This window comes from Amycolatopsis melonis, from assembly GCF_040064235.1.
GTDB classification, from domain to species: Bacteria; Actinomycetota; Actinomycetes; order Mycobacteriales; family Pseudonocardiaceae; genus Amycolatopsis; species Amycolatopsis melonis.
Genome location: NZ_JBDZYD010000018.1, coordinates 103,729 through 130,000 on the forward strand (window position 1 = coordinate 103,729; position 26,272 = coordinate 130,000).

Below are 26,272 nucleotides of genomic sequence, written 5' to 3' on the forward strand. Positions count from 1 at the left end.
CGGTCAGTTCAAAATACCCCGAAGCAGGAGAAATCGTGCAGGTCCGAGCCGATCGGGTGTCCCTCGAAGGGCACCACGGCACCTTGTTACCGCCCACCTCGCTGACCTTCGGCGACGGCGACCTGGTGCTCGTGCACGGTGAACCCGGCGTCGGCGTCACGGCGCTGGGGCTCGCGCTGGCCGGGCGGCTCAAGCCGACCACCGGCACGGTGCACGCCGAAGGGACCGACGCCGCGCTGACCGAGCTGGTCGCGGTCGTCGATGCCCCGGGCGTCAGCGAGCCCGACGACGCGCTGCCGCTGCGCGTGGTCGTCGGCGAGGAGCTGGCACTGGCGCACCGGCCGGCGGGCAAGGAGGACGTCGCCCGCTGGCTCGCCGAGCACGACGCCGCGCCGTTCGCCGGCACGCGCTTCGAGAACCTCACGCCGCCGCTGCGCACGCGGCTGCTGACCGAGCTGGCCGCCGAGCGCAAGGGCGTCCGCGTGCTCGTGCTCGACACCCCCGACCGGCACACCAGCGACGTCGAAAGCTGGGCCGCGCCGGCTCGCGAACAGGCCGGGCGCGGCCTGGCCGTGGTCGTGCTGACCGCGACGACGCCGCCGTCCGCGCTGCCCTTCGCCCCGGCGCGGATCGGCGCGGCCGAGCAGCCCGCGCCGCAGCACTTCGCCCCCGAACTCCCCGAACCCACCGAAGAGCTCCTCGAGAGCACTGACGGAGTCTCCGAATGAACGCCTTCCGGATCGCGCGCAACGAGCTGCGCCGCCTGTCCACCGGCACGCTGCCGAAGCTCGCGCTCGTCGCGCTCGTGCTGGTGCCGCTGCTCTACGCGTCCTTCTACCTGTACGCGAACTACGACCCGTACGGCAGGCTCGACAAGCTGCCCGCCGCGGTCTTCACCAGCGACGCCGGCGCGAAGGACGCCAGTGGCCAGCAGCGCAACGTCGGCCGCGAGGTGACCGACGAGCTGGTCAAGTCCGGCACCTTCCAGTGGCACGAGGTGTCCGAGCAGGAGGCCCGCGACGGCGTCCGCAACGACAAGTACTCCTTCGCCATCGGCATCCCCAGCGGGTTCTCGCAGGCCCTGCTGTCGGTCGGCAACTTCCAGCCGCAGCAGGCGACGATCACGCTGACCACCAACGACGCCAACAACTACCTGTCCGGCACCATCGCCAAGCAGGTCGCCGAGCAGGTGCGCAAGACCATCGCGGAGAAGGTCGGCAGCGAGGCCGCGGACCGGTTCCTGGTCGGCTTTTCCACGATCTACGGCAAGATCCAGGAGGCGTCGACCGGTGCCGCCCAGCTCGCCGACGGCGCCGGGCAGCTGAAGTCGGGGCAGCAGCAGCTGGCCGACGGCGCGGCGAAGCTCGCCGATGGGTCGTCGACGCTGGCGACCGGCCTGAACACGCTCAAGACCGCCACCGCGGACCTGCCGTCCCAGACGCAGAAGCTGGCCAGCGGCGCTTCGCAGGTGGCCGCCGGTGACCAGAAGGTCGCCGACGCGGCGTCCATTGCCGCGACCGCGTCGTCCGACATCCAGGGCAGGCTCGACTCCTACCGCAGCCAGCTGCAGAGCGACCTGCGCGCCGCGGGCGTGCCGGAGACGCAGGTGCAGGAGATCCTCGCGAAGGCCGACCAGCTGCGCTCCCCCGTCGACCAGGCGAACAGCAAGATCCAGCAGGCCAACGGCGACCTCGCGAAGCTGGCCGACGGCGCCCGCCAGGTGTCCGACGGCGCGGCCAAGCTCGCCGCGGCGTCCCCGCAGCTGGCAAGCGGCATCGCGCAGGCGTCCGACGGCGCCAACCAGCTGCGGGACGGCGCGGCCCAGCTCAGCGACGGCGAGAAGACCGCTGTGAACGGCACCAACCAGCTCGCGGACGGCTCGGTGAAGCTGCGTGACGGGCTCGCGGCGGGGCTCAAGCAGATCCCGAACCCCGACGACCCGACCCGCTCGGCGACGGCCAACACGATCGCGGACCCGGTGGCGGTGAACGCCAACGGCGAGGCGTCGGCGGGCACGTACGGCGCCGGCCTCGCGCCGTTCTTCATCTCGCTGGCCACGTGGATCGGCGCATTCGTGCTGTTCCTGATCCTGCGCCCGCTCTCGACGCGCGCGCTGACCGCGGGCGCGGCACCGTTCCGGGTCGCGGTCGGCGGGTGGCTGTCCTCGGCACTGCTGGGCATCGCGCAGGTGATCGTCCTGTTCGGCGCGGTGACGTGGCTGGTCGGCATCCACATCGCGCACCCGCTGGAGGCGATCGGGTTCGCCGTGCTGGTGTCGCTGACGTTCACGTCGGTCGTGCACGCGCTCAACGCGTTCTTCGGCGCGGTCGGCAAGTTCCTCGGCCTGGTGCTGCTGGTGCTGCAGCTGGTGAGCGCGGGCGGCACGTTCCCGTGGCAGACGATCCCGGACGCGCTGTACCCGCTGCACGTGGTGCTGCCGATGGGGTACGCGATCGACGGGTTCCGCCACCTGTTCTACAGCGGGGCCACGGTCCAGATCCTCGGTGACATCGGGGTGCTGCTGGCCTACCTGGCAGGCGGGATCCTGGTGTCGACCCTGGCCGCCCGCAAGCGTCGCGTTTGGACGGTGTCCGCGCTCAAGCCCGAGCTGAGCCTGTGAGCGGCGGGACGAAGCAGAAGCTCTTCGAGGCCACGCTGGAGCTCTCGAAGAGCCGGGGCCTGGTGGGCCTGACGGTCGACGACATCGCCGCGGCGGCGGGCGTCGCCAAGGGCACGGTGTACTACAACTTCGGCTCCAAGGACGGCCTCGTCGACGCGCTGCTGCGGTACGGGGTGGACATGCTGGCGGAGCGGCTGCGCGCGGCGGTGTCGTCCGCCGATCCGCTGGATGTGATCGAGGCGCAGGTCGACACGACGCTGGAGTTCATCGCGCAGTACCCGGGGTTCTCGCAGATCCTGGTGAGCGAGCTGTGGCGCACCCCGGGCCAGTGGCACGGGACGCTGTCGTTGCTGCGCGAGGAGATCATCTCGATCGTGAAGCAGCAGCTGTCCCGGCTGGAAGAGGCAGGCCGCCTGCCGGACGGAGTCCAGATCCCGACGGCGGCGGCCGGGCTGTTCGGGACCATGCTGGTGGTGGCGCTGGACTGGCAGGTGTTCGGGCCACAGCGCACGCGGGCCGAGGTCCGGGACGCGGTGATGGTGCTGATCCGGGGCTTGGGGCGCCGGTAGGGTCGCGGTGCCGGATCCACTCCGGTCGTTCGTCGGGCCGGGTCGGCCTTGTCCCGGATCGAGGTGGACCGCCGCGCCGGTGCTGTCTGATTCGGCCGTGTTCCGGGTCGAAGCGAGCCGCCGCGCCCACGCTGACTGTCCCGGGCCCGCGGGGGCGCCCCCCGTTTTCCACTCTACCGGCGGGGACCGACAGTTCCGGGCGGCAGAGTCTGTGTGTCCGGTCCGCGCGAACCCTCGGTGTCCAGACGTAGTAGGCGCAGCAGGCACCGGCCGTAGTGGTGCGCTGCCTGCTCTGATCGAGTGGCTTCCTCTCGTCCGTGGCACAAAACGTCTATCGTGAGCCAGGTATTCAGGTTTCGGGGAGGTAAGCCTGTGAAAAGTGTTCGCGTGCTCTTGTCGACGGTGCTGATGGCGGCCGGAGTCCTCACCGGGACCGGCACCGCGCACGCCTCTGAAATGACCAGCTTTTACGCCTGCGTGTACAAACCCTGCGACCTCACCAATCCGAACGACGACTTCACCGCGGGAAACATTACTTGGTACAACTGGGCCGTCACGCTCAACGGCACCGTCTACGCCAATCCCAGCCGGACCTACACCGTTCAGGCGGTATTCGATGCGTTCAACGGCAGTACACGTATCGGCAGTGAGGGCCGAACCGTCGTGGAGCCGGCCGACCAGCGCAGCTTCGAGTTTGACATGGGCGGCGGGTCGGCGGCCGGCAAGGTCGACAGGATTCGAATCACCATCGTCCGCTACTGGAGCACCGGAGGCTCGACGCCAGGCGAGCAGTTCAACTTCGCCCGCCCCTGACGGCTGCGTGCTCGGTTTGCTGCTCGCGGGTGTCCGCAAGTGACGCGGAGCATCCACGCCTGGGACCGCTCACAGGACTCCGCAGGTCAGCGGCTCTCCGGCCCGAAGGGTTCCGGGCAGCAGAGTCCGTGAATGGCCCATTCACGGAACTCGAGGCGGTCCGGGGGCCTGGGCGAGCAAGCGAACCGGGTCAGGCGCGGTCTTCCAGGCGGGCCCGGACCGCCGCCGCGTAGGTGTCTACTGCTGTGGCTGCTGCCGTCAGCTCGCAGGGGCCGTCGATCAGCAGTCGCTTCGCCGGGACGTACGCCAGCTCCAGTTCCGGGTCGCCCTCCAGGCCGTGCTCGCGGGCCAGCTGGTTGTCCGCCGCCAGCCGGGCCCGGAGTTCCTCGCGGCGGGCCACCAGGCCGTCGAGGACCGCTCGCTGGCGGCGGCCGTCCTCGACCGCCGGGGCCACCGCGTGCTCGTGGCTGTCGATGTGGCGCTCCACCCACTCCGCGTCGCCGTCGATCTCCGCCGAACGCAACTGCTTCAGGGCGCTGCGCAGCCGCTGGGCGCGGGCCGGGAGCATCGCCACGCCCGTGAAACGCGTTGCCACGCGCAGCTGGTACGCCTCGATCTCGGCCAGCTCCGCCACCGCCTGCGTCAGCACTTCGAGGCGGCCCGCCAGGTCGTCCGGGGCCGGGCGGGCCCCGACCGTGCTCGCGCGCACCGCCGCCACCCCCGGCGAGGACTCCTCGCGGAAGCCCAGCAGCAGGCGCAGGCCCAGCTCGGCCGCGCGGCCCGCCAGCGGGGCGAGCACCTCGCCGACGAGCCGGTCGGGTTCGGCCGAGTCGTCGATCGCGTCGACCACCAGGGTCCGGCCCGCGACGCCGGTCGTGAGGCGGTCGGCGATGCGGTGGCGGACCGCGTCGGCCGTGCGGCCGGTCGCGTCCACGGCGAGGTCGACGCTGCCCGCCGGCGGCATCGGGCCGAGCGCCGGCGGCAGGCCGGGGACGCCAAGGGAACGTTCACGGTCGGCGAGGACGATCCCGAACCGCAGGGCCGCCGCGATCGGCGAACCCGCCTCGCCGGTGTCGACGATCCAGACCGTGCCGGGCTCGGCCTTGGCGAACCAGTCGGCCACGCGCTGCACGAAGGAGACGTCGACCGCTTCGCCGACCGGGCGCGAGAAACTGGCGTCCACGGCCGGGCTGCCGGACGTCCAGATGCTCAGCTGCGGCAGGTGGCCGAGCATGGTCTCCACCGGCACCATCCAGGTGCCGGTGTCCTTGCCGACGACCATGCCGACGACGTGCCCGGTCGCCTCGTCGAGCACCGCCGTGCCGCCGAAACCCGGGCCCAGCGGCTCGGCTTCGGTGGTGCGGAACAGCCGGACCCACTCGCCGCCGCTCTGGTCCGGGCCGCCGAGGCGGGCGTGCGTCCAGCGGCCGACCGAGCCGGGCGGGAACCCGAACGCGCGCACCAGCTGGTGCTCCCCCAGCGGCATCCGGTGCAGCGGAGCGCGGAACACGCGGGATTCGGGACGTTCCAGGCGCAGCAGCGCGAGATCGCCGTGCCCGCCACCGTCGGACGGAACCCAGCAGCCCTCGACGACGGTCGCGGCGCCGGGCAGCGCTTCGGCCAGGCCGACGAAGTCGACGCTCAGCGCGGACCGTGGCCCACCGGCCGTCTCGACGACGTGCGCGCTCGTGAGCACGTGGTACTCGTCGAGCACCGTCCCCGCCCCGCACACCCGGCCGAGTTCGTCGTGCAGCCGCACCCGCCAGCGTCGTCGCTCACGCTCGAACCCCATTCGGCGGACCCTACGCCGTGATCGCCGCGCGGCGGCACCGACCTCCTTACCCAGCAGTAATCGCTCACCCGAACGGAGCCGTCCGTTCGTCGCAACGCCGCCTCAGACGCGACCGAACACCCAGCTGCCGGGAGCCGCCGGATCGTCGCCGGCCCAGAACTCGAACCAGTGCCCGGCGAACTCGTCGCGGGACAGCCGTCCGTCGCCGTCGAGATCGAGCCGGGCGAAGACCTCGTCGGTCGGGGTTTCGGCGCCACTCCAGGCCGTGACGAGACGGTGGTACTCCTCGGCGGAGATGACGCCGTCGCCGTTTTCGTCGACCGCTTCGAACATGGCGGCCGCCGTGCGGGTGACGGCGTCCGGCATCGCCGGGAGCGCGTCGGCCACCTGCAGCACCTCGTCGAGGGAGACCCGGCCGCGGTGGCCTGCCGCGTCGTCGAGGGTGTCCCACCAGCCCATCATGACGGCCGCGAGCCGCTCGCCTTCCGGTGTGCCCGCGTCCGTGCCGCGGACGTCGAGCCACCTCGCCGTCAGCGCGCGGAAGTCGGACTCGGTCAGGAAGCCGTCGCCGTCGGCGTCCATCGCGCCGAACACGCCGGAGATCTTGCGCCGCTGGAAGTCACTCGCCATGGCGCCCAGCATCGCCGCGGCCACCGGTTTCCGACGACGGCCGCCCGAGTACTTCCGCGCCACGACCCGGTGATCCGGGCCGTGGCGCTGAGTAGGCACCGCGTCAGTGCGCGGCTTCGTTCCAGGACCGGCCGTAGCCGACCGAAACCTCCAGCGGCACCGCCAGGTCGTACGCCGAGCCCATGCCTTCGCGCACCAGCTTCTCCAGCTGCTCCTGCTCGCCGTCGGCGACTTCGAGCACCAGTTCGTCGTGGACCTGCAGCAGGATGCGGCTCTTCAGCTTCGCCTCGACCAGCGCGCGGTGGACGTTCAGCATCGCCACCTTGATGATGTCGGCCGCGCTGCCCTGGATCGGGGCGTTGAGCGCCATCCGCTCGGCCATCTCGCGGCGCTGGCGGTTGTCGCTGTTGAGGTCCGGCAGGTAGCGGCGGCGGCCGAAGATCGTCTCCGTGTACCCGCACTTCGCCGCCTCACCGACCACCGAGTGGAGGTAGTCGCGGACGCCGCCGAAGCGGGCGAAGTACGCCTCCATCTGCGACTTCGCCTCTTCGGTCGAGATCCGCAGCTGCTGCGAAAGCCCGTACGCCGACAGCCCGTACGCCAGCCCGTACGACATCGCCTTGACGCGGTAGCGCAGCTCCGGCGTGATCTCCTCCGGCGGCAGCGAGAACGCCCGCGACGCCACGAAGGTGTGCAGGTCCTCGCCGCTGTTGAACGCCTCGATGAGGCCCTCGTCCTGCGACAGGTGCGCCATGATCCGCATTTCGATCTGGCTGTAGTCCGCGGTCATCAGCTGCGTGTAGCCCTCGCCGACGACGAAGGCGTCCCGGATGCGGCGGCCTTCCTCGGTGCGGACCGGGATGTTCTGCAGGTTCGGCTCGGTCGAGGACAGCCGCCCGGTGGCCGCGATCGTCTGCAGCAGCGTGGTGTGGATGCGGCCGTCGTCGGCGACGGACTTGATCAGCCCCTCGACCGTCGTGCGCAGCTTGGTCGCGTCCCGGTGCTCCAGCATGTGCTGCAGGAACGGGTGCTCGGTCTTCTCGAACAACCCCTGCAGCGCCTCGGCGTCGGTGGTGTACCCGGTCTTGGTGCGCTTGGTCTTCGGCATGCCCAGCTCGTCGAACAGCACGACCTGCAGCTGCTTCGGCGAGCCGAGGTTGATCTGCTTGCCGATCACCGCGTACGCCTCTTCGGCGGCCTGCGTGACGCGCGAGAGGTAGTGCGCTTCCAGCGACGTCAGCTGCTCGAGGTCGACGGCGACCCCGGCGATCTCCAGCTCGGTGATGACCTCCAGCAGCGGCAGTTCCAGCTCGGCGAGCAGCTTCGCGCCGCCGATCTGCTCCAGCTCCTTCTCGAGCGCGCCGGCCAGCTCGAAGATCGCGCGGGCCTTGACCAGCTCCTCCTGGATCTCCTTCTGCTCCAGGCCTTCCGCGCCGCCGTCGAGCAGCGACAGCTGGCCGTCGCCGCCGTCGGTCTCCGAGCGCAGCTCGCGGTGCAGGTAGCGCAGTGCCAGGTCGTCCAGCTCGAAGGTGCGCTGCCCGGGCCGGACCAGGTAGGCGGCCAGCGCGGTGTCCATGGCGAGCCCGGCGAGCACCCAGCCGCGGGCGCGGATCGCGTGCAGCGGCACCTTGAGGTCGTGCCCGGTCTTGCGGATGCCGGGGTCGGCGAACCACGCGGCGAGCGCCGCGTCGTCGGCCTGGTCCATCGCCGTGACGTCGACATGCGCGCCTTCGCCGTCCGCAGCGGCGAAAGCGACCGCGCGCAGGTCGGACCGGACTGACGTGCCGACTGTGCGGAAGGACAGCGCCACCGGGTCGCCCGCGCCCGCGTGCTCGGCCAGCCACGCGCCCAGCGCACCCGGCGCGAGCGCGTCACCCGAGACCTCGAAGCCTTCGTCGGCTTCCGGCTCGGCGCTCTGCAGCGTCGCGAACAGCCTGTCCCGCAGCACGCGGAACTCCAGCTCGTCGAACAGCCGGTGCACCGCCTCGCGGTCCCACGGGCGCAGTTCCAGCGCGGCCGGGCCGACCTCCAGCTCGACGTCGCGGATCAGCTCGGTCAGCTGCCGGTTCAGGGTCACCGAGCTGAGGTGCGCCCGCAGCGCGTCCCCGACCTTGCCCTTGACCTCGTCGACCCGGTCGATCAGGTCGTCGAGCGAGCCGAACTGCCGGATCCACTTCGCGGCGGTCTTCTCGCCGACGCCCGGGATGCTCGGCAGGTTGTCCGACGGGTCGCCGCGCAGCGCGGCGAAGTCCGGGTACTGCCGCGGGGTGAGCCCGTACTTCTCCTCCACCGCGTCCGGGGTGAACCGGGTCATCTCCGAGACGCCGCGCTTGGGGTAGAGCACGGTGACCTGGTCGGTGACCAGCTGCAGCGCGTCGCGGTCGCCGGTACAGATGAGGACGTCGAAGCCGTCCGCCGTCGCCTGCGTGGTGAGCGTGGCGATGATGTCGTCGGCTTCGTAGTTCTCCTTGACCAGCGACGGGATGGCGAGCACGTCGAGGACCTCCTTGACCAGGTCCACCTGGCCGCGGAACTCGTCCGGCGTCGTGCTGCGGTTGGCCTTGTAGTCGGCGTAGGTCTCCGAGCGGAACGTCTTGCGCGACAGGTCGAACGCCACCGCCAGGTGGGTCGGCGCCTCGTCGCGCAGCAGGTTGATGAGCATCGAGGTGAAGCCGAAGACGGCGTTCGTGACCTGCCCGGTCTTGGTCTTGAAGTTCTCCGCGGGCAGCGCGAAGAACGCGCGGTAGGCCATGGAATGGCCGTCGATCAGCAGCAGCTTCGGCCGCTCGGCGAGGCTGGTGGATCCTGTGGCGTTGGCAACGGTCGTCTTCTCACTCGGGCTCACGTGCCCGAGTCTAGGCTGAGGGTCCGACACTCTTACGTGTCGCATCGGAAGAGGAGCATTGCGTGACCGAGAGTGCCGTCCCCGTCGACGTGGAGCGGCTGTCGGGGATCGACCCCGCCGCCGCCGGCCAGCAGCTGAACGACAAGATCGGGATGAAGCTGCTGGAGGCGACCGCCGAACGCGTCGTCGGCACCATCCCCGTCGAGGGCAACCTCCAGCCGTACGGCCTGCTGCACGGCGGCGCCAACGCGGTGCTGGCCGAGGCGCTGGGCTCCACGGTCGCCGCGCTCAACGCCGGGCCGGACCGGGCGGCGATGGGCCTGGAGCTGTCCTGCACCCACCACCGGGCCGTCCGCTCGGGCACCGTCACCGGCGTGGCGACGCCGCTGCACGTCGGCCGCGGCACGATCACCGCGGAGATCGTGCTGACCGACGACGAGGGCCGCCGCACCTGCACCGCCCGGCTCACCTGCGTCGTCCGGGACCGCCCGCCGGGCGCCTGAGCCGGTGGACCTCGACGTCGCCCAGGTACGGGCGTTCGTGGCGACGGCCGAGCACCGCCACTTCGGGCGCGCTGCCCAGTCGCTGTTCCTGACCCAGCAGGCGCTGTCGAAGCGGATCCGGAAGCTGGAAGACGCGCTCGCGACGCCGTTGTTCCGGCGCACGCCCCGCTCGGTCGAGCTGACCGCCGACGGCGAGCGCTTCCTGCCCCACGCGCGCGAGCTGCTGCGCGCGGCCGACGCGGCGGTGGCCGCCATGGGCGCCGACGACCGGCCGCTGCGCCTCGACGTCCTCGACTACCGGCTCTCCCCCATGTTCCTGCTGCGCCGGCTCGCCGAGCGCGAGCCCGGGCTGCGCATCGACCGGATCGCCGGACGCGGGTTCGCGAACGCGATCGATCCGCTGCTGTCCGGGGAACTCGACGCCGCGTTCGGGCGGGTGACCGGCTGCGGGCGGCCGCTGCCGGACGAGCTGGAGCACCGGCCGGTCCGGCTGGAACCACTCGTCGCGCTCCTCGCGCCGGAGCATCCCCTGGCCGGGCGGGACGTGCTGCGCCTGGCCGACCTGCGCACCGAGGCGATCTGGCTGCCCGGGCTCGGCGGTCCCGCCGAGTGGCTGTCCTACCTGCAGGCGCTGAGCGCGGAGTTCGCCGTGCCGATCGACGACTCCGGCGTCAGCTACGACCTGCGGCACACCCTGGAGCAGACCCGCTACGGCAAGCAGCGCGTCACGCTCGCGGGTGCCGACATGGAGCTGGCGCCCGATCTGAACCTGAAGGTGCTGCCGTTCGAGCCGTCGCCACTGTTCCCGTGGTCGCTGGTCTGGCGGCGCGGCAAGGCGCACCCGGCGCTGCGGCGGCTGCTGGCCGTGGCCGGGCGCACCAGCCGCGAAGAGGACTGGTGCGCCTACGACCCCGGCCGCGACTGGCTGCCGGAGGGCGACCTCAGCCTCGCAGCCGCCGCGCGAACCACTCGGTGAACGCCGCGTCGACGCGCGCCGCTTCCGGTGTCCCGGGCGGGAATTCGTGCGCCATCCCCTCGACCGTCACCAGCTGCGAGCCCAGCTTCTCGTGCAGCGCCGCGGCGGGTTCGCGGATGGCGACGTCGTCGTCCGCCCCGGTGACCAGCAGCAGCGGCGCGGCCAGCTCGGCAGCGCGGTCCACGTAGTCGTAGCGCGCCGCGACCGCGCGGGACCGCTCGGTCCAGGTGTAGGTGACTCCGAAACGCCGTTCGTTTGCGGCGATCAGCGGCGCGAGCTGGACGACCGGGCTCACGACGGCCGCGGCCGCGATGTCCGCGTCGCCGCGGGCCAGCACCTCCAGCGCCACCATCGACCCGGCCGAGCCGCCGAACACCCCGAGCGGCCCGTCCGCGCCCGGCAGCCGGTCACGCAGCTCGGCCAGCGCCGCCGGGAACTCGCTCGCCCCCTGCTCGGTGACCGGCTCGTAGACGTTGAGGACGGCGTCCTCGCTCGCCAGGCGGAAGAACTCGTCGTAGCCGCCCTCGGGCAGCCGGGCCCCGCTCAGCGGCAGCCCGAAGTACACCCGCCACGCCTGCAGGCCCGCCATCGGGACGGCTTCGGCCATCGCCTTCTCGCTGGACGGCGCGTCCATCAGGTGCCAGCCTGCCACCAGCGCGGCCGGCCCCTCCGCCGGCGGCGGCACCGCCAGGAACGGCACCCCCGCCGCGACACCTTCGACCATTTCCCGCATTGCGCTTCTCCTTTCGGTTGCCTTCAGCAAACCGCCGGAGAGCGGGCCGGGTCCAACAGCCTTTCCGGCACCGGCGACAACCGATGGTTGTCACCCCGGACGCGGACCGGCCCCGCACGCCGGAGCGCGCGGGGCCGGTGCGGACAGCGTCAGCCGACGCCCAGGTACGCCTCCTTGATGCTGGTGTCCGCCAGCAGCTCCTTGCCGGTGCCGGTCTTGGTGATCCGGCCGGTTTCGAGCACGTACGCGCGGTGGGCGCGGGAGAGCGCCTGCTGCGCGTTCTGCTCCACCAGCAGGACCGTGGTGCCCTGCTTGTTGATCTCCGTGATGATCCGGAAGATCTGCTGGATGAACTGCGGCGCGAGCCCCATCGACGGCTCGTCCAGCAGCAGCAGCTTCGGCTTCGCCATCAGCGCGCGCCCGATGGCCAGCATCTGCTGCTCGCCGCCGGACATCGTGCCGCCCATCTGCGTCTTGCGTTCGGCCAGGCGCGGGAACAGCTCGAACACCCGGTCCAGGTCCTCGCCGAGGTTCCTGCGGTCCTTGCGGGCGTAGGCGCCCATGTCGAGGTTCTCCATCACCGTCATGCCGGGGAAGATGCCCCGGCCTTCCGGTGCCTGGGAGATCCCGCGGACCACCCGGAGGTCACCCCGCAGCTTGGAGATGTCCTCGCCGGCGAAGGTGATCTTCCCGGAGGAGATCGGCCGGATCCCGGAGATGGCCCGCATCGTCGTCGACTTGCCGGCACCGTTCGCGCCGATGAGCGTGACGATCTCGCCCTCGTTCACCGAGATGGACAGCCCGGTGACCGCCTGGATCCGTCCGTAGTGGACGGACACGTCCGACAACTCAAGCAACGTCATCGTCAGGCACCCCCAGGTAGGCCGCGATCACCGCGGGGTTCTCGCGGATCTCGGCGGGCAGGCCTTCGGCGATCTTCTTGCCGAACTCCAGCACCACGATCCGGTCCGTCACGCCCATGACGAGCTTCATGTCGTGTTCGATGAGCAGGACGGTGTAGCCGTCGTCGCGGATCGTGCGGATCAGGCCCATGAGATCTTCCTTCTCCGCCGGGTTGAAGCCCGCCGCGGGCTCGTCCAGGCAGAGCAGCTTCGGCTCGGTGGCCAGCGCCCGCGCGATCTCCAGGCGCCGCTGGTAGCCGTAGGGCAGGTTCTTCGCCCGGTCGGCCGCGCGGTCGGCGATGCCGACGAACTCCAGCAGGGCCATCGCCTTCTCGACCGCCGCCTTCTCCTCGCGGTGGTGCCGCGGGAGGCGCAGCAGCGCGCCGATCATGCTGGTCTTGTGCCGCGCGTCGGTGCCGACGACGACGTTCTCCAGCGCCGTCATCTCGCCGAACAGCCGGATGTTCTGGAACGTCCGGGCGATGCCCAGCTGCGTGATGCCGTGCCGCGAGGTCTTGCCCAGCGCCTTGCCCTCGAGCCGGACCTCGCCGGAGGTCGGGCGGTAGACGCCGGTCATCGCGTTGAAGCAGGTCGTCTTGCCCGCGCCGTTCGGCCCGATCAGGCCGAGGATCTCGCCGCGGCGGATGCCGAAGGAGATCTGGTCGAGCGCGACCAGGCCGCCGAAGCGCATCGTCACGTTGTCGACCTCGAGCAGGGTCTGGCCCATCTCGACGTCGATCTCGCGGTCCGGCGCGACGACCTCGGCGACCTCGGCGTCGTGCTCGGCCCGCTCCTCGGCCGTCATGTGCTGCAGCTCGGCGACGATGCCGCCCTCGGCGGCGACCTCCGGGCCGCCGTTCTGGGGCTCGGTCATGACTTGCTCCCCGGGGTCGATTCGGTCTGCAGCGCGTTGTCACTGCTGATCTGCTCGCCCTTGCCCAGCAGCCGTTGGTAGGCCTGCCTGCCGTAGGTGAGCAGCCGCTGCCGGGCCCCGAGCAGGCCCTGCGGGCGGAAGATCATCAGGACGATCAGCGCCACACCGAAGATCAGGTACTTGTACTCGGCGATCACCAGGAACCGCAGCGGGATGTAGGCCACCACCACCGCGCCGAGGATGACGCCGACCTTGTTGCCCGACCCGCCGAGGATGACCGCGGCCAGGAACAGCATCGACGTCACGACGTCGAACTTCTGGTTGTTCACGAACCCGAGCTGGCCGGCGTAGAGCGCGCCGGACAGGCCGCCGATGGCCGCGCCGCCGACGAACGCCCAGATCTTGAACTTGAACGTCGGCACGCCCATGATCTCGGCGGCGTCCTCGTCGTCCCGGATGGCGACCCAGGCGCGGCCGACGCGGCTGCGCTCCAGGTTCCCGACCAGGAACAGGATGAGGATGATGATCGTGACGCACAGCCAGTACCACGGGATGCCGTCGGTGTTGGTGAACAGCGGCGTGCCGTCGGCCTTGGTGCCCGGCGGGTGCCCGACCTGCTGGAAGCCGCGGTTGCCGCGCAGCGGGTCGACGTTGTCGGCCAGCAGCCGGACGATCTCGCCGAAGCCGAGGGTGACGATGGCGAGGTAGTCGCCGCGCAGCCGCAGTGTCGGTGTCCCGAGGACCACGCCGAAGATCATCGTCACGGCCATCGCGATCGGCAGCACCGCCAGGAACGGCAGCTTCGACAGCGACGACTCGGGACTGGTGAACAGCGCGGCGACGTAGGCGCCGACCGCGAAGAACCCGACGTACCCGAGGTCGAGCAGGCCTGCCTGGCCGACCACGACGTTGAGGCCGATGGCGATCAGGGCGTACCGGGCGACCTCGAACATGGCGATCGGGAAGTCGTACCCGGGTTCGGTGGTCAGGATCGGCGGGTTCAGCACCGGCAGCAGGTACACCAGGACAACCAGCGGGATCAGCACACCCCACTGCTGCACGCGGCTGAGGTTGTTCCACCACTCGCCCAGCGGACGGCGCTTCTTCGCCTGGGCCGGGGCAGGGGTCGTCGTGGTCGTCATACCCGTGCCTTTCCGAGCGACTCGCCGAGGATGCCGGTCGGCCGCACCATCAGGATCAGGACGAGGAGCACGAACGCCACGACGTCACGCCACTCGCCGCCGAACAGCGACTGGCCGTAGTTCTCGACCACACCGAGCACGAGCCCGCCCAGCAGCGCGCCGCGCAGGTTGCCGATGCCGCCGAGGACCGCCGCGGTGAACGCCTTGATGCCGAGGATGAACCCACCCTGGTAGGCCGCGCCCTGCGGGATCTTCATCATGTAGAACAGCGCGGCCGCGCCGGCCAGCAGGCCGCCGATGAGGAACGTCAGCGTGATGACGCGTTCCTTGTTGACACCCATCAGCGTCGCGGTGTCCGGGTCCTGCGCCACGGCGCGGATGCCGCGGCCGAACTTGGTCCGGTTGACGAACATGTCGGCACCGACCATCAGCAGGATCGACGCGACCACCGTGATGATGGTGATGTTGGTGACGCTGCCGCCGAAGATCTGGAACTGCTCCTCGTTGCGCAGCAGGCGGATCGACTGCTCGGGGTTGCCGCCACGCCAGATGAACAGGATCTGCTGCAGCACGAAGGAGGCACCGATCGCGGTGATCAGGAAGACCAGCTTCGGCGCGCCGCGTTTGCGCAGCGGGCGGTAGGCCACCCGTTCCAGCACCACCGCTGTCCCACCCGAGACGGCCATCGCGGCGATGAGCGCCAGCCCGAGATAGAGGACCAGCTCGCCGACGCCGAGCGACGGGGTCGCACCGGGGCGGAAACCGAGGCCGTAGAACACGAACCAGGTCGCGTAGCAGCCGTAGACGAACACCTCGGAGTGCGCGAAGTTGATCAGCTTCAGCACGCCGTAGACGAGGGTGTAGCCGAGGGCGACGAGCGCGTAGATGCTCCCGTAGGAGAGCCCTTCGATCGTGTTGTTCCAGAACTGCTGGACAAACGAGTCAACATCGAACTTGATCCATTCGCCGCCCTGCGTGAGGACCAGCGAACTCAGGTCATGGGTTATCGACACACTAGTTCTCCATGTGGGTCCGGGGTGCGAACCCGGCGGGATCGAGCCGCCGGGCGCGCACCCCGGATCAGGACGAAAACGGTGGAACTACTTGATTTCGGTGTTGCGGACGATCTTGCCGTTCTCGACCTTGTAGGTCCAAATGGTCGTCTTGGCGAGCTCGCCCTTGTCGTCCCACTTGAAGTGCTTGGTCAGGCCCTGGCCGTCGTAGTTCTTGACCCAGTCGAGCAGGCCTGCCCGGTCCTTCTTGCCGGCGTCGATGCCCTTGAGCAGGATCGTGGTCAGGTCGTAGCCCTCGGGCGAGTAGGTGCCCGGGTCCTTGCCGGAAGAGGCCTTGTACGCCTCGCTGAACTTGGTGAACTGGTCCGCCGGGACGCACGGGCAGGTGAAGTAGGCGTTGGCGGCGGCGTCACCGGCGCTCTTGACGAACTCGTCGTCCTTCACGCCGTCCGGGCCGACGAACTTGGCCTTCACACCGGCGTCGCCGAGCTGCTGGGCGAACGGCGCGGCTTCCTGGTAGTAGCCCGAGTAGAAGACGACGTCGGGGTTCTCGCTCTTGACCTTGTTCACGACCGCGGAGAACTCGGTCTGCTTGGTCTTGACCTTGTCCTGGCAGGTCGCCTTGTCGCCGAGCGCCTGGATGGTGGCGGCGGCGAGGCCGGTGCCGTACTCGGAGTCGTCCTGGATGACGCAGACCTTGCTGGCCTTCAGCTCGCCGGTGATGAACTTCGCGGCGGCGGGGCCCTGCGTGTTGTCGTTGCCCAGGCCGCGGAAGAAGGTCTTCCAGCCGTTCTGGCTCAGCGACGGGTTGGTGGCCGACGGGGTCACCGTGACCAGCCCGGCGCTGTTGAAGATGTTGCCCGCGGCCTTCGACTCACCGGAGAACGGCAGGCCGACGACGCCGATGATCGACGGCGTGTTGACGATCTGCGTCACGATGCCGGGCGCCTTGTCGGGCGTGCCCTCGGTGTCGAACTTCTCCAGCTTGACCTGGCAGCCGGGGTTGGCCTTGTTGTGCTGGTCGACGGCGAGCTGAACGCCGTACAGGATGTTCTGGCCCAGCGCGGCGTTGGCGCCGTTGATGGTGCCCGCGTACGCGATGGAGGTCGGGGCACACTGGGCCTTGCCGTCGCCGGCCGGGTCGGCCGCGTCGGCAGCGGCCTGGGGCGCCGCGGCCTGGGACTGCGAGCTCGCGTTGTTGCCCGAGCCGCTGTCGTTCCGTGCCGCACACGCGCCGAGGGAAAGGGCCCCGACAGCGGCCAGCACGATGACCCTCGCAAGTCGTGCTTTCTGCACTCGTTCCTCCAAATGCCACCTGGCCGCCCGGTCGGGCGGCTGTCCCGGCGTGGGACCTGACTGGCCGCTGAAAGTAGCCGCCTCGCGGACCGTTGCACAGAGTCACACGTGCTCTTGTAGCCACATCGTGACGGTCGTCACGAGTATTAACGTATGATTTACACCCGCTTGTCGTAACGCGACCAGCGGGTGGTGACTCTCCGTACGCAACAGCCCGCAGACTACCCCTTGACGTCCGGCTCAGGGTGTGCAAAGTGTACGGATCCGGCTTCGATCTCCACGCCGAGCCACGCGGAGAAGGTGCGCAAAGGTATCAAGAGCGCCCTTTCGGACACCCGCAGCGTCACCGGAAGGAAGGAAAAAGGGTGCAGCCAAGACACTGGCTGCACCCTTTCGGCTGCTTTTGCGGCCCGATCAGCTGCCGATGCTCTCCACGACGGCCTCGGCCACGGCCTTCATCGTGGTCCGCCGGTCCATGGCGGTGCGCTGGATCCACCGGAAGGCATCGGGCTCGGTGAGCCCCTGCCTGCTCATGAGCAGGCCCTTGGCCCGGTCGATGATCTTGCGCGTCTCGAGCCGGTCGGTCAGCCCGGCCACCTCGGCCTCGAGGGCCTGCAGCTCGGAGAACCGGCTGACGGCCAGCTCGATCGCGGGCACGAGATCCCGCTTGGCGAAGGGCTTGACGAGATAGGCCATGGTGCCGGCATCCCGGGCCCGTTCGACGAGATCCCGCTGGCTGAAGGCAGTGAGGATCACGACGGGGGCAATCCGGTCCCCGGTGATCTTCGAGGCGGCCTCGATGCCGTCCAGCTTCGGCATCTTGACATCGAGGATGACGAGATCGGGCTTGAGATCGGTGGCCAGCGCAATGGCCTGCTCGCCGTCACCGGCCTCCCCGACGACCTCATAGCCCTCTTCACGCAGCATTTCGACGAGGTCGAGCCGGATGAGCGCCTCATCCTCCGCAACGAGCACCCGACGCTGCGGCACGGTGGCGGCACCGTTGGCCTCGGTAGCCTGATCGGTCACCGGGGTCCTCCTGAAGACTCGGCGGGACGTTCGGTTTTCGCGGTGTTCCCGCGAACCTGAAGCCTACCGGGAACGATCCAGTTCACGAGATGGCGTTCACCACGTAGTGGCCCAGACGACACAGGAGCCTGGCCCCGGTCACGGGCAGGCCGCGGTGATCCCGTAGAGTCACTGCGTCGCGCCCCCGTAGCCCAACTGGCAGAGGCAACGGATTCAAAACCCGTCCAGTGTGAGTTCGAATCTCACCGGGGGCACCCGTGATGACCAGCCGAAACCGGCCCCGCAACCAGGCAAAACAGGTGCGAGGCCGGTCGTATGTTGTCCGGCGATGTCCGGCCAGATCCGGTTATGAACGGGTGTTCACCCCCGTTGCGCCCCCGCGCTACCGCTCGCCGTCCGCCAGCGCTCAGCCAGGCTCTTCGCCCGGCTCGATCCAGCCCAGCACCTGGTCGATGCGCCTGAGGGTGGACCCTTCCTGCCCGGCGAGAACCTTGGCGTAGACCTCATGCAGCACGTTGACCGAGTGCCCTGCCCACTCGGCCGCCTGCGTTGACGGAACGCCGGCCCAGATCCAGGTGGACACGCAGGCGTGGCGAAGGTCGTACGGCCGCCGCGCCAGCGGCGAGGCGTATTCCTCCTCAGTCAGCACGGCCTTGCGCGCGTTGTCCCACAGTCGAGCCAAAGTGGACTCCGCGACGTCGCCACCATCCAGGCTGCGGAACAGGCGGCCGTCCGGTGCCGTGCCGAAGGTTTCCAGGTGCCAGTTCAGCAGCGCGGTGAGCGGGGGCGGGCACGGCACCACACGCACCTCTCCCTCGGCGCGCTGCTTGAGCCATCGCCGGTCCCGCCGCTCCCCCGAATCGGTCCATGCCGCGCCCGCGATGGGCGCCGTGACGGTCAGAAGCAGTTCGCCCCAACCTCTCTTCGGCAGTTTGAGGTCCACGTCGCGGAGCATGATCGCCTCCTCTGGACGCGCTGCCGCGTAGTACATCGACCCGAAACACGCCACCAGCCGCGGCCCCGACGAACGCCGCGGCTGGTTCGGAACCTGCTGCGCCTTTACCGCGCTGAGCAACGCCGGGCCCTGCTTGGTGTTCACGACAACGCGCGTGTCGATCGCGCGCACCGCTTTCGGAGCCCGCCACTTCACCTCGGATAGCCGGTTGGCGGTAACCACCTTCAGCTCGTCAGCAGCGTATTCCAGGGCGTTATAGATCACAGCGCGCTTCCGGTTGACCGTTTTGGCCGCCGCGAGATCGGCCGCAAACTCTGGACCCGCGAAAGCCGCTTCACCTACCGCGGCCGCCACCACCACCGCCTCGACCACGTCTACCTCGCCCACACCAACCAGACCGCGCCGCAAGTCGCCCTCCAGCACACCGCCAACGAACGCGCCGGCCTCATCGAACGCAAGTGGTGGACGGCCGCCGCACTCGCTCAATGCGCCGACAAGCTGCTGCCCGCCGAACTACCGCAACTGCTGCAGAACCTCCTCGACGGCCGCTTCCCCAGCACTCCGCTGCCCCTGACCGCCTAAGACCCGCTGCGTCGGCACCGCCCGCTCGCCGGAGGCAGCGTCCTCAGCACCAACCGCAGGTAGCGGCCCTCTTCACGAATTCCACACCACCGGGTGTCGGCGTCACAGCCAAGCGACAGGGAACGTGGCACCCGTGCAACCACGCGAACTCCGGGTACACATGCCCCCCGACGTGATGCCCGACCAGTACGCCGCGATCGTGCACGCCGTCGCCGGCGCGCTCAACGCCGCCGGCCTGACCTCACAGTCGATCATCTGGATCGACCACACCGCCACCGAAGACGATCTCAACCATGAACCTGGCTGACTCCGCGCCGGGTCGTCGCCGGTCGTGGCGGGGTCCCAGCGGGACCTCGTGCGAGACGACCATGCACAACCCCGTCGTAACCGTCGCTCGACTGACCGTCACCCATGCCGCGACCCTGCCCGGCGGACCAATCGATCTACTTTGGACAAAGCAGGAGTCAGCTCCGCGTCCTCGACGACGTCGAAGCCCACCATCCCCGAGGACACCGGGCGTATCCCGCGACCCCGGCTTTGACCTCGCGATCCGCACCGATCACGATGGCATCGTGACCCGACGTACCTCCGCCTCGCCCAGCATCCGTGATGTCGCGGCTGCCGCGGGTGTTTCCCGTCAGACCGTGTCGCGGGTGCTGAACGACTCGCCCTTCGTCAACGCCGGGACGCGCACGCATGTGCTGGCCGTCATCGAACGGCTTGGCTACCGGCCCAACCGGGCCGCGCGGGCGCTTGGCCTCGGACGCTCGCGCTCGGTCACGGTGGTCATCGCCGACACGACGCTGTACGGCTATGCCGCCACCCTGCGCGGGATCGAGGAGGCCGCCCGGCAGCAGGGGCTCGCCGTCGGCGTGCGGGTGGTGGAGTCGGCTGATCCCGGTGACGTCCGGCATGCCGTCGAGTACGTGAGCGACCCCAACGCGGGTGGCATTGTGGTGGTCGCCTTCGATGCCGCCGGGGCGGCGGTTCTGCGGGCGCTGCCGCCGGATCTTCCCGTGGTGGCCGCGACGGAAGCGGGTGGTCTCGGCGACGTCGGCCGTCCGATGATCTTCCTGGACGAGCGGCAGGCCGCTGCCGACGCGACGACTCACCTCCTCGGACTGGGACACCGCACGGTGCACCACGTCGCGATCCCGTCGGAGACGGGCACGAGCGCCCGCCAAGCGGGGTGGCGGAGCGCGCTCGAAGCGGCGCGCGCGCCGGCACCGGCGGTCGTGCCCGTGGGGTGGGACGTGCACTCGGCCTACCTGGCCGGCCAGGCGCTCGCCGCCGATCCGGACGTGACCGCGATCCTCTGCGGCAACGACGACACCGCCATGGCCGTCCGCCGGGCACTGCACGAAGCCGGCCGGGACGTGCCCGGCGATGTCAGCATCGTCGGGTTCGACGACGTCCCCGGCGCCGCCTACTGGACTCCCGCGCTCACGACCGTCCGCATGGACTTCGTCGCGCTGGGCCGCGCGTGCCTGGCGACGCTCGCCGCCACCCTGGCTGGGACGCCGCAGCCGGCGGTGGAACTGGCGCCGCCGTCCCTGGTGATCCGCGAATCCACCGCACCTGCCCGGCCGCGGTGAACATCGGACTGTTGGTCACAACAAGGTAACGCGGGCTTTCCAGCCGAGCATGCGGCAGGCCACACTGCTGGCCTGCGATTGTGACCGGTCACATAAGCCGTGAGCAGCAGAAATGACGAGAGGAGCAACGGTGATCTCGACGGAGCCTGCCACGACCGTGACCTGGGGACACTCGGCGTTGGAACTCGTCGTGGACGTGTCCCCGGACGGCCCGGTCGCGCTCCGCGCCCTCACGGCAGGCGGCGTTCCCGGCCTGCACCGGGCGGGACAACCGCTGGTGGAGCTGCTGGTCGCCGGCGAAGGCCGGGGCCGGGCGTCACACCGGTTCTCCGAGACCGCCGTCGGACGGCGGCTGGTCTGCACCGGCTCGATCGAGGGCACCGACGGGAAGTGGCGTGAACTGCACGTCGACCTGCGTGACGAGCGCACCGGGCTGACCGCGCGGACGTCGTTCCGCTCGGTCGACGGCGTCCCCGCCTGCCGGATCACGACCACGGTGACCAACCACGGCCCGGAGCCGGTGCTGCTGCTGGGCGTGACGTCCTTCGCGGCGGGTTTCCCCGGCGCCCGGATCGAAGACGTCGACCTGGTGCACGGCGACAGCGAATGGCTCGGAGAAGGCCGGTGGACCCGCCGCCCGCTGCGCGACGACGTCCTGCCCGGCCTCAACCTCGGGCTGCACGGCCAGGACGGCCGCGGCCGGTTCGCCGCCGTCAGCACCGGCACCTGGTCCACCGGGATCCACCTGCCGACCGGTGGGCTCGCCGACCGCCGGACCGGGCAGGCCTGGCTGTGGCAGGTGGAGCACAACGGTGCTTGGCGGTGGGAGGTGGGCGAACGCCGGGACGGCGCGTACGTCGCGCTGCTCGGGCCGACCGACATCGACCACCAGTGGCACCAGACCCTGGCGCCCGGCGAGTCCTTCACCACCGTCCCCGTCTCGGTGGCCGTTTCCGGGTCCGGTTTGGACGGTGCGGTCGCCGCCCTCACCGCGCACCGGCGGGAGCTGCTCCGCCCGCACCCCGACCGGTCCGCCCTGCCGGTCGTCTTCAACGACTACATGAACACGCTGATGGGCGACCCCACCACGGAAAAGCTGCTCCCGCTGATCGACGCCGCCGCGGCGGCCGGCGCCGAGGTGTTCTGCATCGACGCCGGCTGGTACGACAACGGCAGCAGCTGGTGGGACAGCGTCGGCGAGTGGCAGCCGTCGGAAACCCGGTTCCCGCAAGGGATCGAGGAAGTCCTCACCCGGATCCGCCGCCACGGCATGGTGCCCGGCCTGTGGCTGGAGCCCGAAGTGATCGGCGTGCGCAGCCCGATGGCGGGCAAGCTCCCGGACGAGGCGTTCCTCCAGCGCGGTGGCGTGCGGCTCGTCGAACACGACCGATACGTGCTGGACCTGCGGCACCCGAGCGCCGTCGCGCACCTGGACGGTGTGGTCGACCGGCTCGTCGAAGACCTCGGCGTCGGCTACTTCAAGCTCGACTACAACGTCGATCCGGGCGCAGGCACCGATCTGGCCGCCGGCAGTGTGGGCGCCGGGCTGCTGGCCCACAACCGGGCGCATTTGGCCTGGCTGGACGGCGTCCTGGACCGGCACCCGGACCTGATCCTCGAAAACTGCGCGTCGGGCGCCATGCGCATGGACTACGCACTGCTTTCCCGGCTGCAGCTGCAGTCCACCAGCGACCAGCAGGATTACCTGCGCTACCCGCCGATTGCCGTGTCCGCGCCGCTGTCGGTGCTGCCCGAGCAGTCGGCCAGCTGGGCCTACCCGCAGCCGGACATGCCGGCCGAGGACTTCGCCTACACCGTCTGCACCGGGCTGCTCGGCCGTCTCTACCTGTCCGGGCGGCTCGACCTGATGTCCGCCGAGCAACGGGCCTCCGTGCGCGCGGCCGTGGAGGTCCACCGCGAAATCCGGAAAGGACTGGCGAGCTCGGTTCCTCTGTGGCCACTGGGCCTGCCCGCGTGGAGCGATCCGTGGCTCAGCCTGGCCCTGCGCTCCGGCGACGTGACGCACGTCGCCGTGTGGCGGCGCGGCAACGACACCGGACCGGTGACGTTGTCCTTGCCGCACCTGCGATCCCAGCACGTCCACATCGAGGCTCGCTACCCGCTGGACCTCCCCGCCTGGACCGTCGAATGGGACACCGAGGCCGGTGCCCTGACCCTGACCCCCACTCCGCACACCACCGCATCCGCGCGGCTCTTCCGCATCCTCGCCGGCTGAACCGCACCCACCGAAGGATCGCCACGATGAAGAAATGGATCAGCGCCGTCGCCGCCGCTGTGCTCACGCTCGGCCTCGCCGCCTGCAGCGACCCCTCCGCGAACGCGCCCGCCGGCGCCGCCCCCACCACCTGGGCCGACCCCACCGCGAAGCTCGACGGGGTCAAGCTGACCCTCTGGGCGGCGCAGAACAGCAACACCGTGCCCAAGCAGGTCGTGGCGGCCTTCGAGCAGGCGACCGGGGCGTCCGTCCAGGTCGTCACGATCCCCGACCCGTACGAGCAGAACATCCAGACCAAGGTGGCCACCGGTGACAAGCCGGACCTCGCGTTCTGGCAGCCCACTTCGTCGATGCTGACCGCCATCAACGCCAGGACCAACCTCCAGCCGCTGGACGACGCGCCGTGGCTGCCCAAGCTCGCACCCGAGCTAAAGGACATCACCGGCCTGCTCGACGGCAGGCGCTACGCCGCGCTGATCACCAGCCCGGCCGTCGAAGGCGTCTACTACAACAAGGAAGTCTTCGCCGCCAACGGCATCACCGAACCGCCGAAGACGTTCGACGCCATGGTCACCGCGGCCCGCGCGCTCAAGGCCAAGGGCGTCACGCCGTTCTTCGAGATGGGCGGCGACCGGTGGGCCACCCAGTGGTGGGTGCAGGTCCAGCTCGCCGACGCCGCGAAGAACGGGCTCTGGGACAGGATCAACACCAAGCAGGAGACCTTCACCAGCCCGGTCGTGCTCGACGCGATCAAGAAGTACCAGAGCCTCATCGACGAGGGCCTGTTCAACGCCGACATCAAGACCGCGAAGCTGGAGGACCAGAGCGCCGCGCTGCTCGACGGCAAGGCCGCGATGGCGGTGCAGGTCAACTCGTTCTTCGGCCAGCTGCAGGCCAAGGCCGACACCGCCACACTGGACAAGAAGATCGGCTTCTTCCCGATCGCGCCGTCGGGGCAGATCGGGACCTTCATCCCCGACCAGTCGAACGCCCTGGTCGCCTTCCGCACCGGCGACGACAGGCGCGAGGCCGCGGCCCGGCAGCTGCTGGCCTACTGGATGGGTCCCGGCTACGCCGGGTTCGTCGCCGACCGCAGGACCGTCTCGCTCGAGCCGTCGGTCGCCAACCCGCCCGGCGTGCCGCAGGCCCTGCTCGACGTGCACAAGGCCCTGCCCACCGCGGTCGGTTCCATGCAGGCGCTGGCCGTGGCCAACCCCGACCTCTACATCAACCTCGCGGACATGATCGCCGGCACCATGACGCCGGACCAGGTGGCCAAGGCCACCCAGGACCAGTTCGCCCAGCTGGCCAAGGCCGCCGGAGCCCCGGGCTTCTGACCCGGCGAGGAGCACGATGTCCACCGCAGAACGAACGCTCGTCGTGGAGCGGCCGGCCACCCGGCCCGCTCCACGGCCGGGCACCCGGCCGACCGGCACCCACGGCAAGCGGACCCACCCGATGTGGTTCCTCGTCCCGGCCTTTGCCATCCTGCTGGTCTTCTTCTTCCTGCCCACGCTGTTCAACTTCGTCTACGCCTTCACCGACTGGTCCGGGTTCAAGAGCTCGATCAAGCCGGTCGGGCTGGACAACTTCACCGAGCTGGCTTCGGATGGCACGCTGCTGCGGGCGGTGCGGATCACGCTCGTCTACGCGGTGCTGGTCGCGGTCTTCCAGAACCTCTTCGGGTTCGGGCTGGCCGTCCTGCTCGAACGCGACAACCGCCTCAACCGCCTGGCGCGGATCTTCTTCCTGATCCCCGTGCTGATGTCGGCGCTCGCGGTGGGCTACATCTTCCAGGCACTCCTGAAGCCGCACGGCAGCGTCAACGAGCTGATCGGCGCGGTGCTCGGGCGGACGTTCGACTACGCCTGGCTCGGCGACACGACCTGGTCGATCGTCGTGGTCGCGCTGATCCACGCGTGGAAGTGGATGGGCCTGTCGATGCTCATCTACCTGGCCGGGCTCAAGACCGTCCCCGAGGACATCCTCGAAGCCGCCCGCATCGACGGTGCCTCGCGGTGGCGGACGTTCTGGGTGGTCAAGTCGCCGCTGCTGGCCCCGGCGGTGACGTTCAACGTCGCCACCGCGCTGCTCGGGTCGATGAACGGCTTCGACGTCGTCCAGGCCACCACCGGCGGCGGACCGGCCCGCACCACGGAGATCCTCAACATCTTCATCTACCGCACCTTCGGCCAGGGCCTGTTCGCCCAGGCCACCGCGATGAGCCTGGTGCTGTTCCTGCTCGTGGCGTTCCTGGCCTTCCCGGTCATCCGCACCCTGCGCAAGCGCGAGGAGATCCTGTGAGGGCCCGCATCAGCGACGCACGCGTCTGGACGAAGCTGCAGCCGGTTGTCACCACCGTGGGAGTCCTCGCGCTCATCGGGATCCCGCTCTGGCTCGTCGTGGTGACCGCCGGGAAGTCCCAGGGCGAAGCGCTCGACCCCGACCTGTCGCTGCCCAGCCACTGGCAGCTGCTCGGAAACCTGCGGGAGGTCTGGGTACAGGGCGAGGTGCCCGCGGCCTTCTTCGGCAGCCTGCTGATCGTCGTACCCACCGTCGCCGGGGTGCTGACGTTCGGGTCCATGGCGGCCTGGGTGCTGGCCCGCCGGGCCACCCGGCTCAACGCCGTCCTGTATGCACTGGGCATCAGCGGCATCGTGCTGCCCCCGGCCGTCGTGACCGTGGTCCTGCTGCTGCGACAGCTGGGCCTCGCGGGCAGCGCCGTCGGGATGATCGGTGTCTACATGGGAATCTATCTGTCCACGGTGATCTTCTTCGTCACCGGGTTCGTCCGGACGATCCCGGTGTCCCTGGAAGAAGCGGCCCAGATCGACGGCGCCGGTCCCTTCACGGTGTTCCGGCGCATCGTGCTGCCGCTGCTGCGTCCGGCGCTGGCCACCGCGACCATCCTCATCTGCCTCTACGTCTGGAACGACGTCTTCTACGCCTTCTTCGTCGTCGGCGGCCGGCTCGACACCCTGCCGCTCAACCTGTTCCGCGTCGCCAGCGCGGGGCTGTACCTCAACAACTGGCACCTCATCTTCGCCTACGTGGTGCTGATGAGCCTGCCGCTGATCGTCGTGTTCGCCGTGGCCCAGCGCAAGATCATCTCGGGTATCACCAGCGGCGCCGTCAAGTGAACCCCCTCCCCACCGAAGCGGAGTGCT

The 26,272-nt window shown here is 70.0% G+C and carries 23 protein-coding genes and 1 tRNA gene; 13 read left to right on the forward strand and 11 right to left on the reverse strand.

What is annotated here, in order from left to right:
* Positions 1–35 precede the first annotated feature (35 nt).
* The 4 genes from ABJI51_RS39250 (at position 36) to ABJI51_RS39265 (ending at position 4,002) form a co-directional block, all read left to right on the forward strand.
* The gene (locus ABJI51_RS39250; protein WP_348956232.1) at positions 36–728 is read left to right on the forward strand and encodes an ATP-binding cassette domain-containing protein; all 693 of its coding nucleotides are present in this window, start codon (positions 36–38) and stop codon (positions 726–728) included.
* The gene (locus ABJI51_RS39255; RefSeq protein WP_348956233.1) at positions 725–2,620 is read left to right on the forward strand and encodes a YhgE/Pip family protein; all 1,896 of its coding nucleotides are present in this window, start codon (positions 725–727) and stop codon (positions 2,618–2,620) included. Before ABJI51_RS39250 ends, ABJI51_RS39255 begins: the two co-directional genes overlap by 4 nt.
* Positions 2,617–3,189: a TetR/AcrR family transcriptional regulator gene (locus ABJI51_RS39260; RefSeq protein ID WP_348956234.1), complete on the forward strand. Its 573-nt coding sequence runs from the start codon at positions 2,617–2,619 to the stop codon at positions 3,187–3,189. The genes ABJI51_RS39255 and ABJI51_RS39260 overlap by 4 nt, the downstream gene beginning before the upstream one ends.
* 387 nt (positions 3,190–3,576) lie before the next feature.
* The gene (locus ABJI51_RS39265; protein ID WP_348956235.1) at positions 3,577–4,002 is read left to right on the forward strand and encodes a hypothetical protein; all 426 of its coding nucleotides are present in this window, start codon (positions 3,577–3,579) and stop codon (positions 4,000–4,002) included.
* A 190-nt stretch (positions 4,003–4,192) separates the two neighbouring features.
* Here the strand turns inward: ABJI51_RS39265 and ABJI51_RS39270 are convergent, their stop codons facing one another.
* From ABJI51_RS39270 to polA, 3 genes are all read right to left on the reverse strand, one after another.
* Positions 4,193–5,794, reverse strand: a complete 1,602-nt coding sequence (locus ABJI51_RS39270; RefSeq protein WP_348956236.1) for a S1 family peptidase — start codon at positions 5,792–5,794, stop codon at positions 4,193–4,195.
* 102 nt (positions 5,795–5,896) lie between these two features.
* Positions 5,897–6,424 (reverse strand): EF-hand domain-containing protein, encoded by a 528-nt coding sequence (locus ABJI51_RS39275; protein WP_431605709.1) that lies wholly within the window; start codon positions 6,422–6,424, stop codon positions 5,897–5,899.
* 103 nt (positions 6,425–6,527) lie between these two features.
* Positions 6,528–9,269 carry a DNA polymerase I gene (polA, locus tag ABJI51_RS39280; protein ID WP_348956237.1) on the reverse strand — a complete coding sequence of 914 codons (2,742 nt, stop codon included), beginning with the start codon at positions 9,267–9,269 and terminating at the stop codon, positions 6,528–6,530.
* Between the two features lie 62 nt (positions 9,270–9,331).
* Here polA and ABJI51_RS39285 point away from each other — a divergent pair, with 62 nt between their 5' ends.
* Both ABJI51_RS39285 and ABJI51_RS39290 read left to right on the forward strand, forming a co-directional pair.
* Positions 9,332–9,772: a PaaI family thioesterase gene (locus tag ABJI51_RS39285; protein ID WP_348956238.1), complete on the forward strand. Its 441-nt coding sequence runs from the start codon at positions 9,332–9,334 to the stop codon at positions 9,770–9,772.
* Between the two features lie 4 nt (positions 9,773–9,776).
* Positions 9,777–10,748, forward strand: coding sequence for a LysR family transcriptional regulator (locus ABJI51_RS39290; protein WP_348956239.1), 972 nt, complete (start codon positions 9,777–9,779; stop codon positions 10,746–10,748).
* Here the strand turns inward: ABJI51_RS39290 and ABJI51_RS39295 are convergent.
* The 7 genes from ABJI51_RS39295 to ABJI51_RS39325 all read right to left on the reverse strand — a co-directional run bounded on the left by ABJI51_RS39295 (position 10,714) and on the right by ABJI51_RS39325 (position 17,737).
* Positions 10,714–11,481, reverse strand: coding sequence for a prolyl oligopeptidase family serine peptidase (locus tag ABJI51_RS39295; protein WP_348956240.1), 768 nt, complete (start codon positions 11,479–11,481; stop codon positions 10,714–10,716). The two genes, ABJI51_RS39290 and ABJI51_RS39295, sit on opposite strands and share 35 nt — an antisense overlap.
* 149 nt (positions 11,482–11,630) lie before the next feature.
* Positions 11,631–12,344 carry an ABC transporter ATP-binding protein gene (locus ABJI51_RS39300; protein WP_348956241.1) on the reverse strand — a complete coding sequence of 238 codons (714 nt, stop codon included), beginning with the start codon at positions 12,342–12,344 and terminating at the stop codon, positions 11,631–11,633.
* Positions 12,331–13,257 carry an ABC transporter ATP-binding protein gene (locus ABJI51_RS39305; protein WP_348956242.1) on the reverse strand — a complete coding sequence of 309 codons (927 nt, stop codon included), beginning with the start codon at positions 13,255–13,257 and terminating at the stop codon, positions 12,331–12,333. Before ABJI51_RS39305 ends, ABJI51_RS39300 begins: the two co-directional genes overlap by 14 nt.
* The gene (locus ABJI51_RS39310; protein WP_348956243.1) at positions 13,254–14,399 is read right to left on the reverse strand and encodes a branched-chain amino acid ABC transporter permease; all 1,146 of its coding nucleotides are present in this window, start codon (positions 14,397–14,399) and stop codon (positions 13,254–13,256) included. Before ABJI51_RS39310 ends, ABJI51_RS39305 begins: the two co-directional genes overlap by 4 nt.
* Complete coding sequence (locus ABJI51_RS39315; protein ID WP_348956244.1) at positions 14,396–15,412, reverse strand: branched-chain amino acid ABC transporter permease; 1,017 nt, start codon at positions 15,410–15,412, stop codon at positions 14,396–14,398. Before ABJI51_RS39315 ends, ABJI51_RS39310 begins: the two co-directional genes overlap by 4 nt.
* Positions 15,413–15,499: 87 nt before the next feature.
* On the reverse strand, positions 15,500–16,678 hold the full coding sequence (locus ABJI51_RS39320; RefSeq protein WP_348956348.1) for a branched-chain amino acid ABC transporter substrate-binding protein: 1,179 nt from the start codon (positions 16,676–16,678) through the stop codon (positions 15,500–15,502).
* A gap of 444 nt (positions 16,679–17,122) precedes the next feature.
* Positions 17,123–17,737 carry an ANTAR domain-containing response regulator gene (locus tag ABJI51_RS39325; RefSeq protein ID WP_348956245.1) on the reverse strand — a complete coding sequence of 205 codons (615 nt, stop codon included), beginning with the start codon at positions 17,735–17,737 and terminating at the stop codon, positions 17,123–17,125.
* Positions 17,738–17,917: 180 nt separating this feature from the next.
* Here ABJI51_RS39325 and ABJI51_RS39330 point away from each other — a divergent pair.
* Positions 17,918–17,991: transfer RNA gene (locus tag ABJI51_RS39330), tRNA-Leu, on the forward strand.
* 152 nt (positions 17,992–18,143) lie between these two features.
* Here ABJI51_RS39330 and ABJI51_RS39335 read toward each other — a convergent pair.
* Entirely contained in the window at positions 18,144–19,115 is a 972-nt protein-coding gene (locus tag ABJI51_RS39335) for a hypothetical protein (RefSeq protein WP_348956246.1), read from the reverse strand.
* 334 nt (positions 19,116–19,449) lie between these two features.
* On the opposite strand from ABJI51_RS39335, the gene ABJI51_RS39340 reads away from it, so the two are divergent.
* The 6 genes from ABJI51_RS39340 to ABJI51_RS39365 all read left to right on the forward strand — a co-directional run bounded on the left by ABJI51_RS39340 (position 19,450) and on the right by ABJI51_RS39365 (position 26,245).
* Positions 19,450–19,581: a hypothetical protein gene (locus ABJI51_RS39340; protein WP_348956247.1), complete on the forward strand. Its 132-nt coding sequence runs from the start codon at positions 19,450–19,452 to the stop codon at positions 19,579–19,581.
* A 61-nt stretch (positions 19,582–19,642) separates the two neighbouring features.
* Entirely contained in the window at positions 19,643–20,869 is a 1,227-nt protein-coding gene (locus ABJI51_RS39345; protein ID WP_348956248.1) for a LacI family DNA-binding transcriptional regulator, read from the forward strand.
* Positions 20,870–20,981: 112 nt separating this feature from the next.
* A complete protein-coding gene (locus ABJI51_RS39350; RefSeq protein WP_348956249.1) occupies positions 20,982–23,105 on the forward strand; it encodes a glycoside hydrolase family 36 protein in 2,124 nt (707 codons plus the stop codon).
* A 26-nt stretch (positions 23,106–23,131) separates the two neighbouring features.
* Entirely contained in the window at positions 23,132–24,442 is a 1,311-nt protein-coding gene (locus ABJI51_RS39355; RefSeq protein ID WP_348956250.1) for an ABC transporter substrate-binding protein, read from the forward strand.
* Positions 24,443–24,458: 16 nt separating this feature from the next.
* The gene (locus ABJI51_RS39360; protein ID WP_348956251.1) at positions 24,459–25,409 is read left to right on the forward strand and encodes a carbohydrate ABC transporter permease; all 951 of its coding nucleotides are present in this window, start codon (positions 24,459–24,461) and stop codon (positions 25,407–25,409) included.
* Positions 25,406–26,245, forward strand: a complete 840-nt coding sequence (locus ABJI51_RS39365; RefSeq protein ID WP_348956252.1) for a carbohydrate ABC transporter permease — start codon at positions 25,406–25,408, stop codon at positions 26,243–26,245. Before ABJI51_RS39360 ends, ABJI51_RS39365 begins: the two co-directional genes overlap by 4 nt.
* The last annotated feature ends 27 nt before the right edge of the window (positions 26,246–26,272 follow it).

Bases quoted from the DNA above. Each gene is read 5' to 3' on its own strand.
- ABJI51_RS39255 (WP_348956233.1), top strand. From the start codon at position 725: ATGAACGCCTTCCGGATCGCGCGCAACGAGCTGCGCCGCCTGTCCACC.
- ABJI51_RS39270 (WP_348956236.1), bottom strand. From the start codon at position 5,794: ATGGGGTTCGAGCGTGAGCGACGACGCTGGCGGGTGCGGCTGCACGAC.
- ABJI51_RS39275 (WP_431605709.1), bottom strand. From the start codon at position 6,424: ATGGCGAGTGACTTCCAGCGGCGCAAGATCTCCGGCGTGTTCGGCGCG.
- ABJI51_RS39295 (WP_348956240.1), bottom strand. From the start codon at position 11,481: ATGCGGGAAATGGTCGAAGGTGTCGCGGCGGGGGTGCCGTTCCTGGCG.
- ABJI51_RS39300 (WP_348956241.1), bottom strand. From the start codon at position 12,344: ATGACGTTGCTTGAGTTGTCGGACGTGTCCGTCCACTACGGACGGATC.
- ABJI51_RS39305 (WP_348956242.1), bottom strand. From the start codon at position 13,257: ATGACCGAGCCCCAGAACGGCGGCCCGGAGGTCGCCGCCGAGGGCGGC.
- ABJI51_RS39310 (WP_348956243.1), bottom strand. From the start codon at position 14,399: ATGACGACCACGACGACCCCTGCCCCGGCCCAGGCGAAGAAGCGCCGT.
- ABJI51_RS39340 (WP_348956247.1), top strand. From the start codon at position 19,450: ATGCCCGACCAGTACGCCGCGATCGTGCACGCCGTCGCCGGCGCGCTC.
- ABJI51_RS39345 (WP_348956248.1), top strand. From the start codon at position 19,643: ATGCACAACCCCGTCGTAACCGTCGCTCGACTGACCGTCACCCATGCC.
- ABJI51_RS39350 (WP_348956249.1), top strand. From the start codon at position 20,982: ATGACGAGAGGAGCAACGGTGATCTCGACGGAGCCTGCCACGACCGTG.
- ABJI51_RS39355 (WP_348956250.1), top strand. From the start codon at position 23,132: ATGAAGAAATGGATCAGCGCCGTCGCCGCCGCTGTGCTCACGCTCGGC.
- ABJI51_RS39360 (WP_348956251.1), top strand. From the start codon at position 24,459: ATGTCCACCGCAGAACGAACGCTCGTCGTGGAGCGGCCGGCCACCCGG.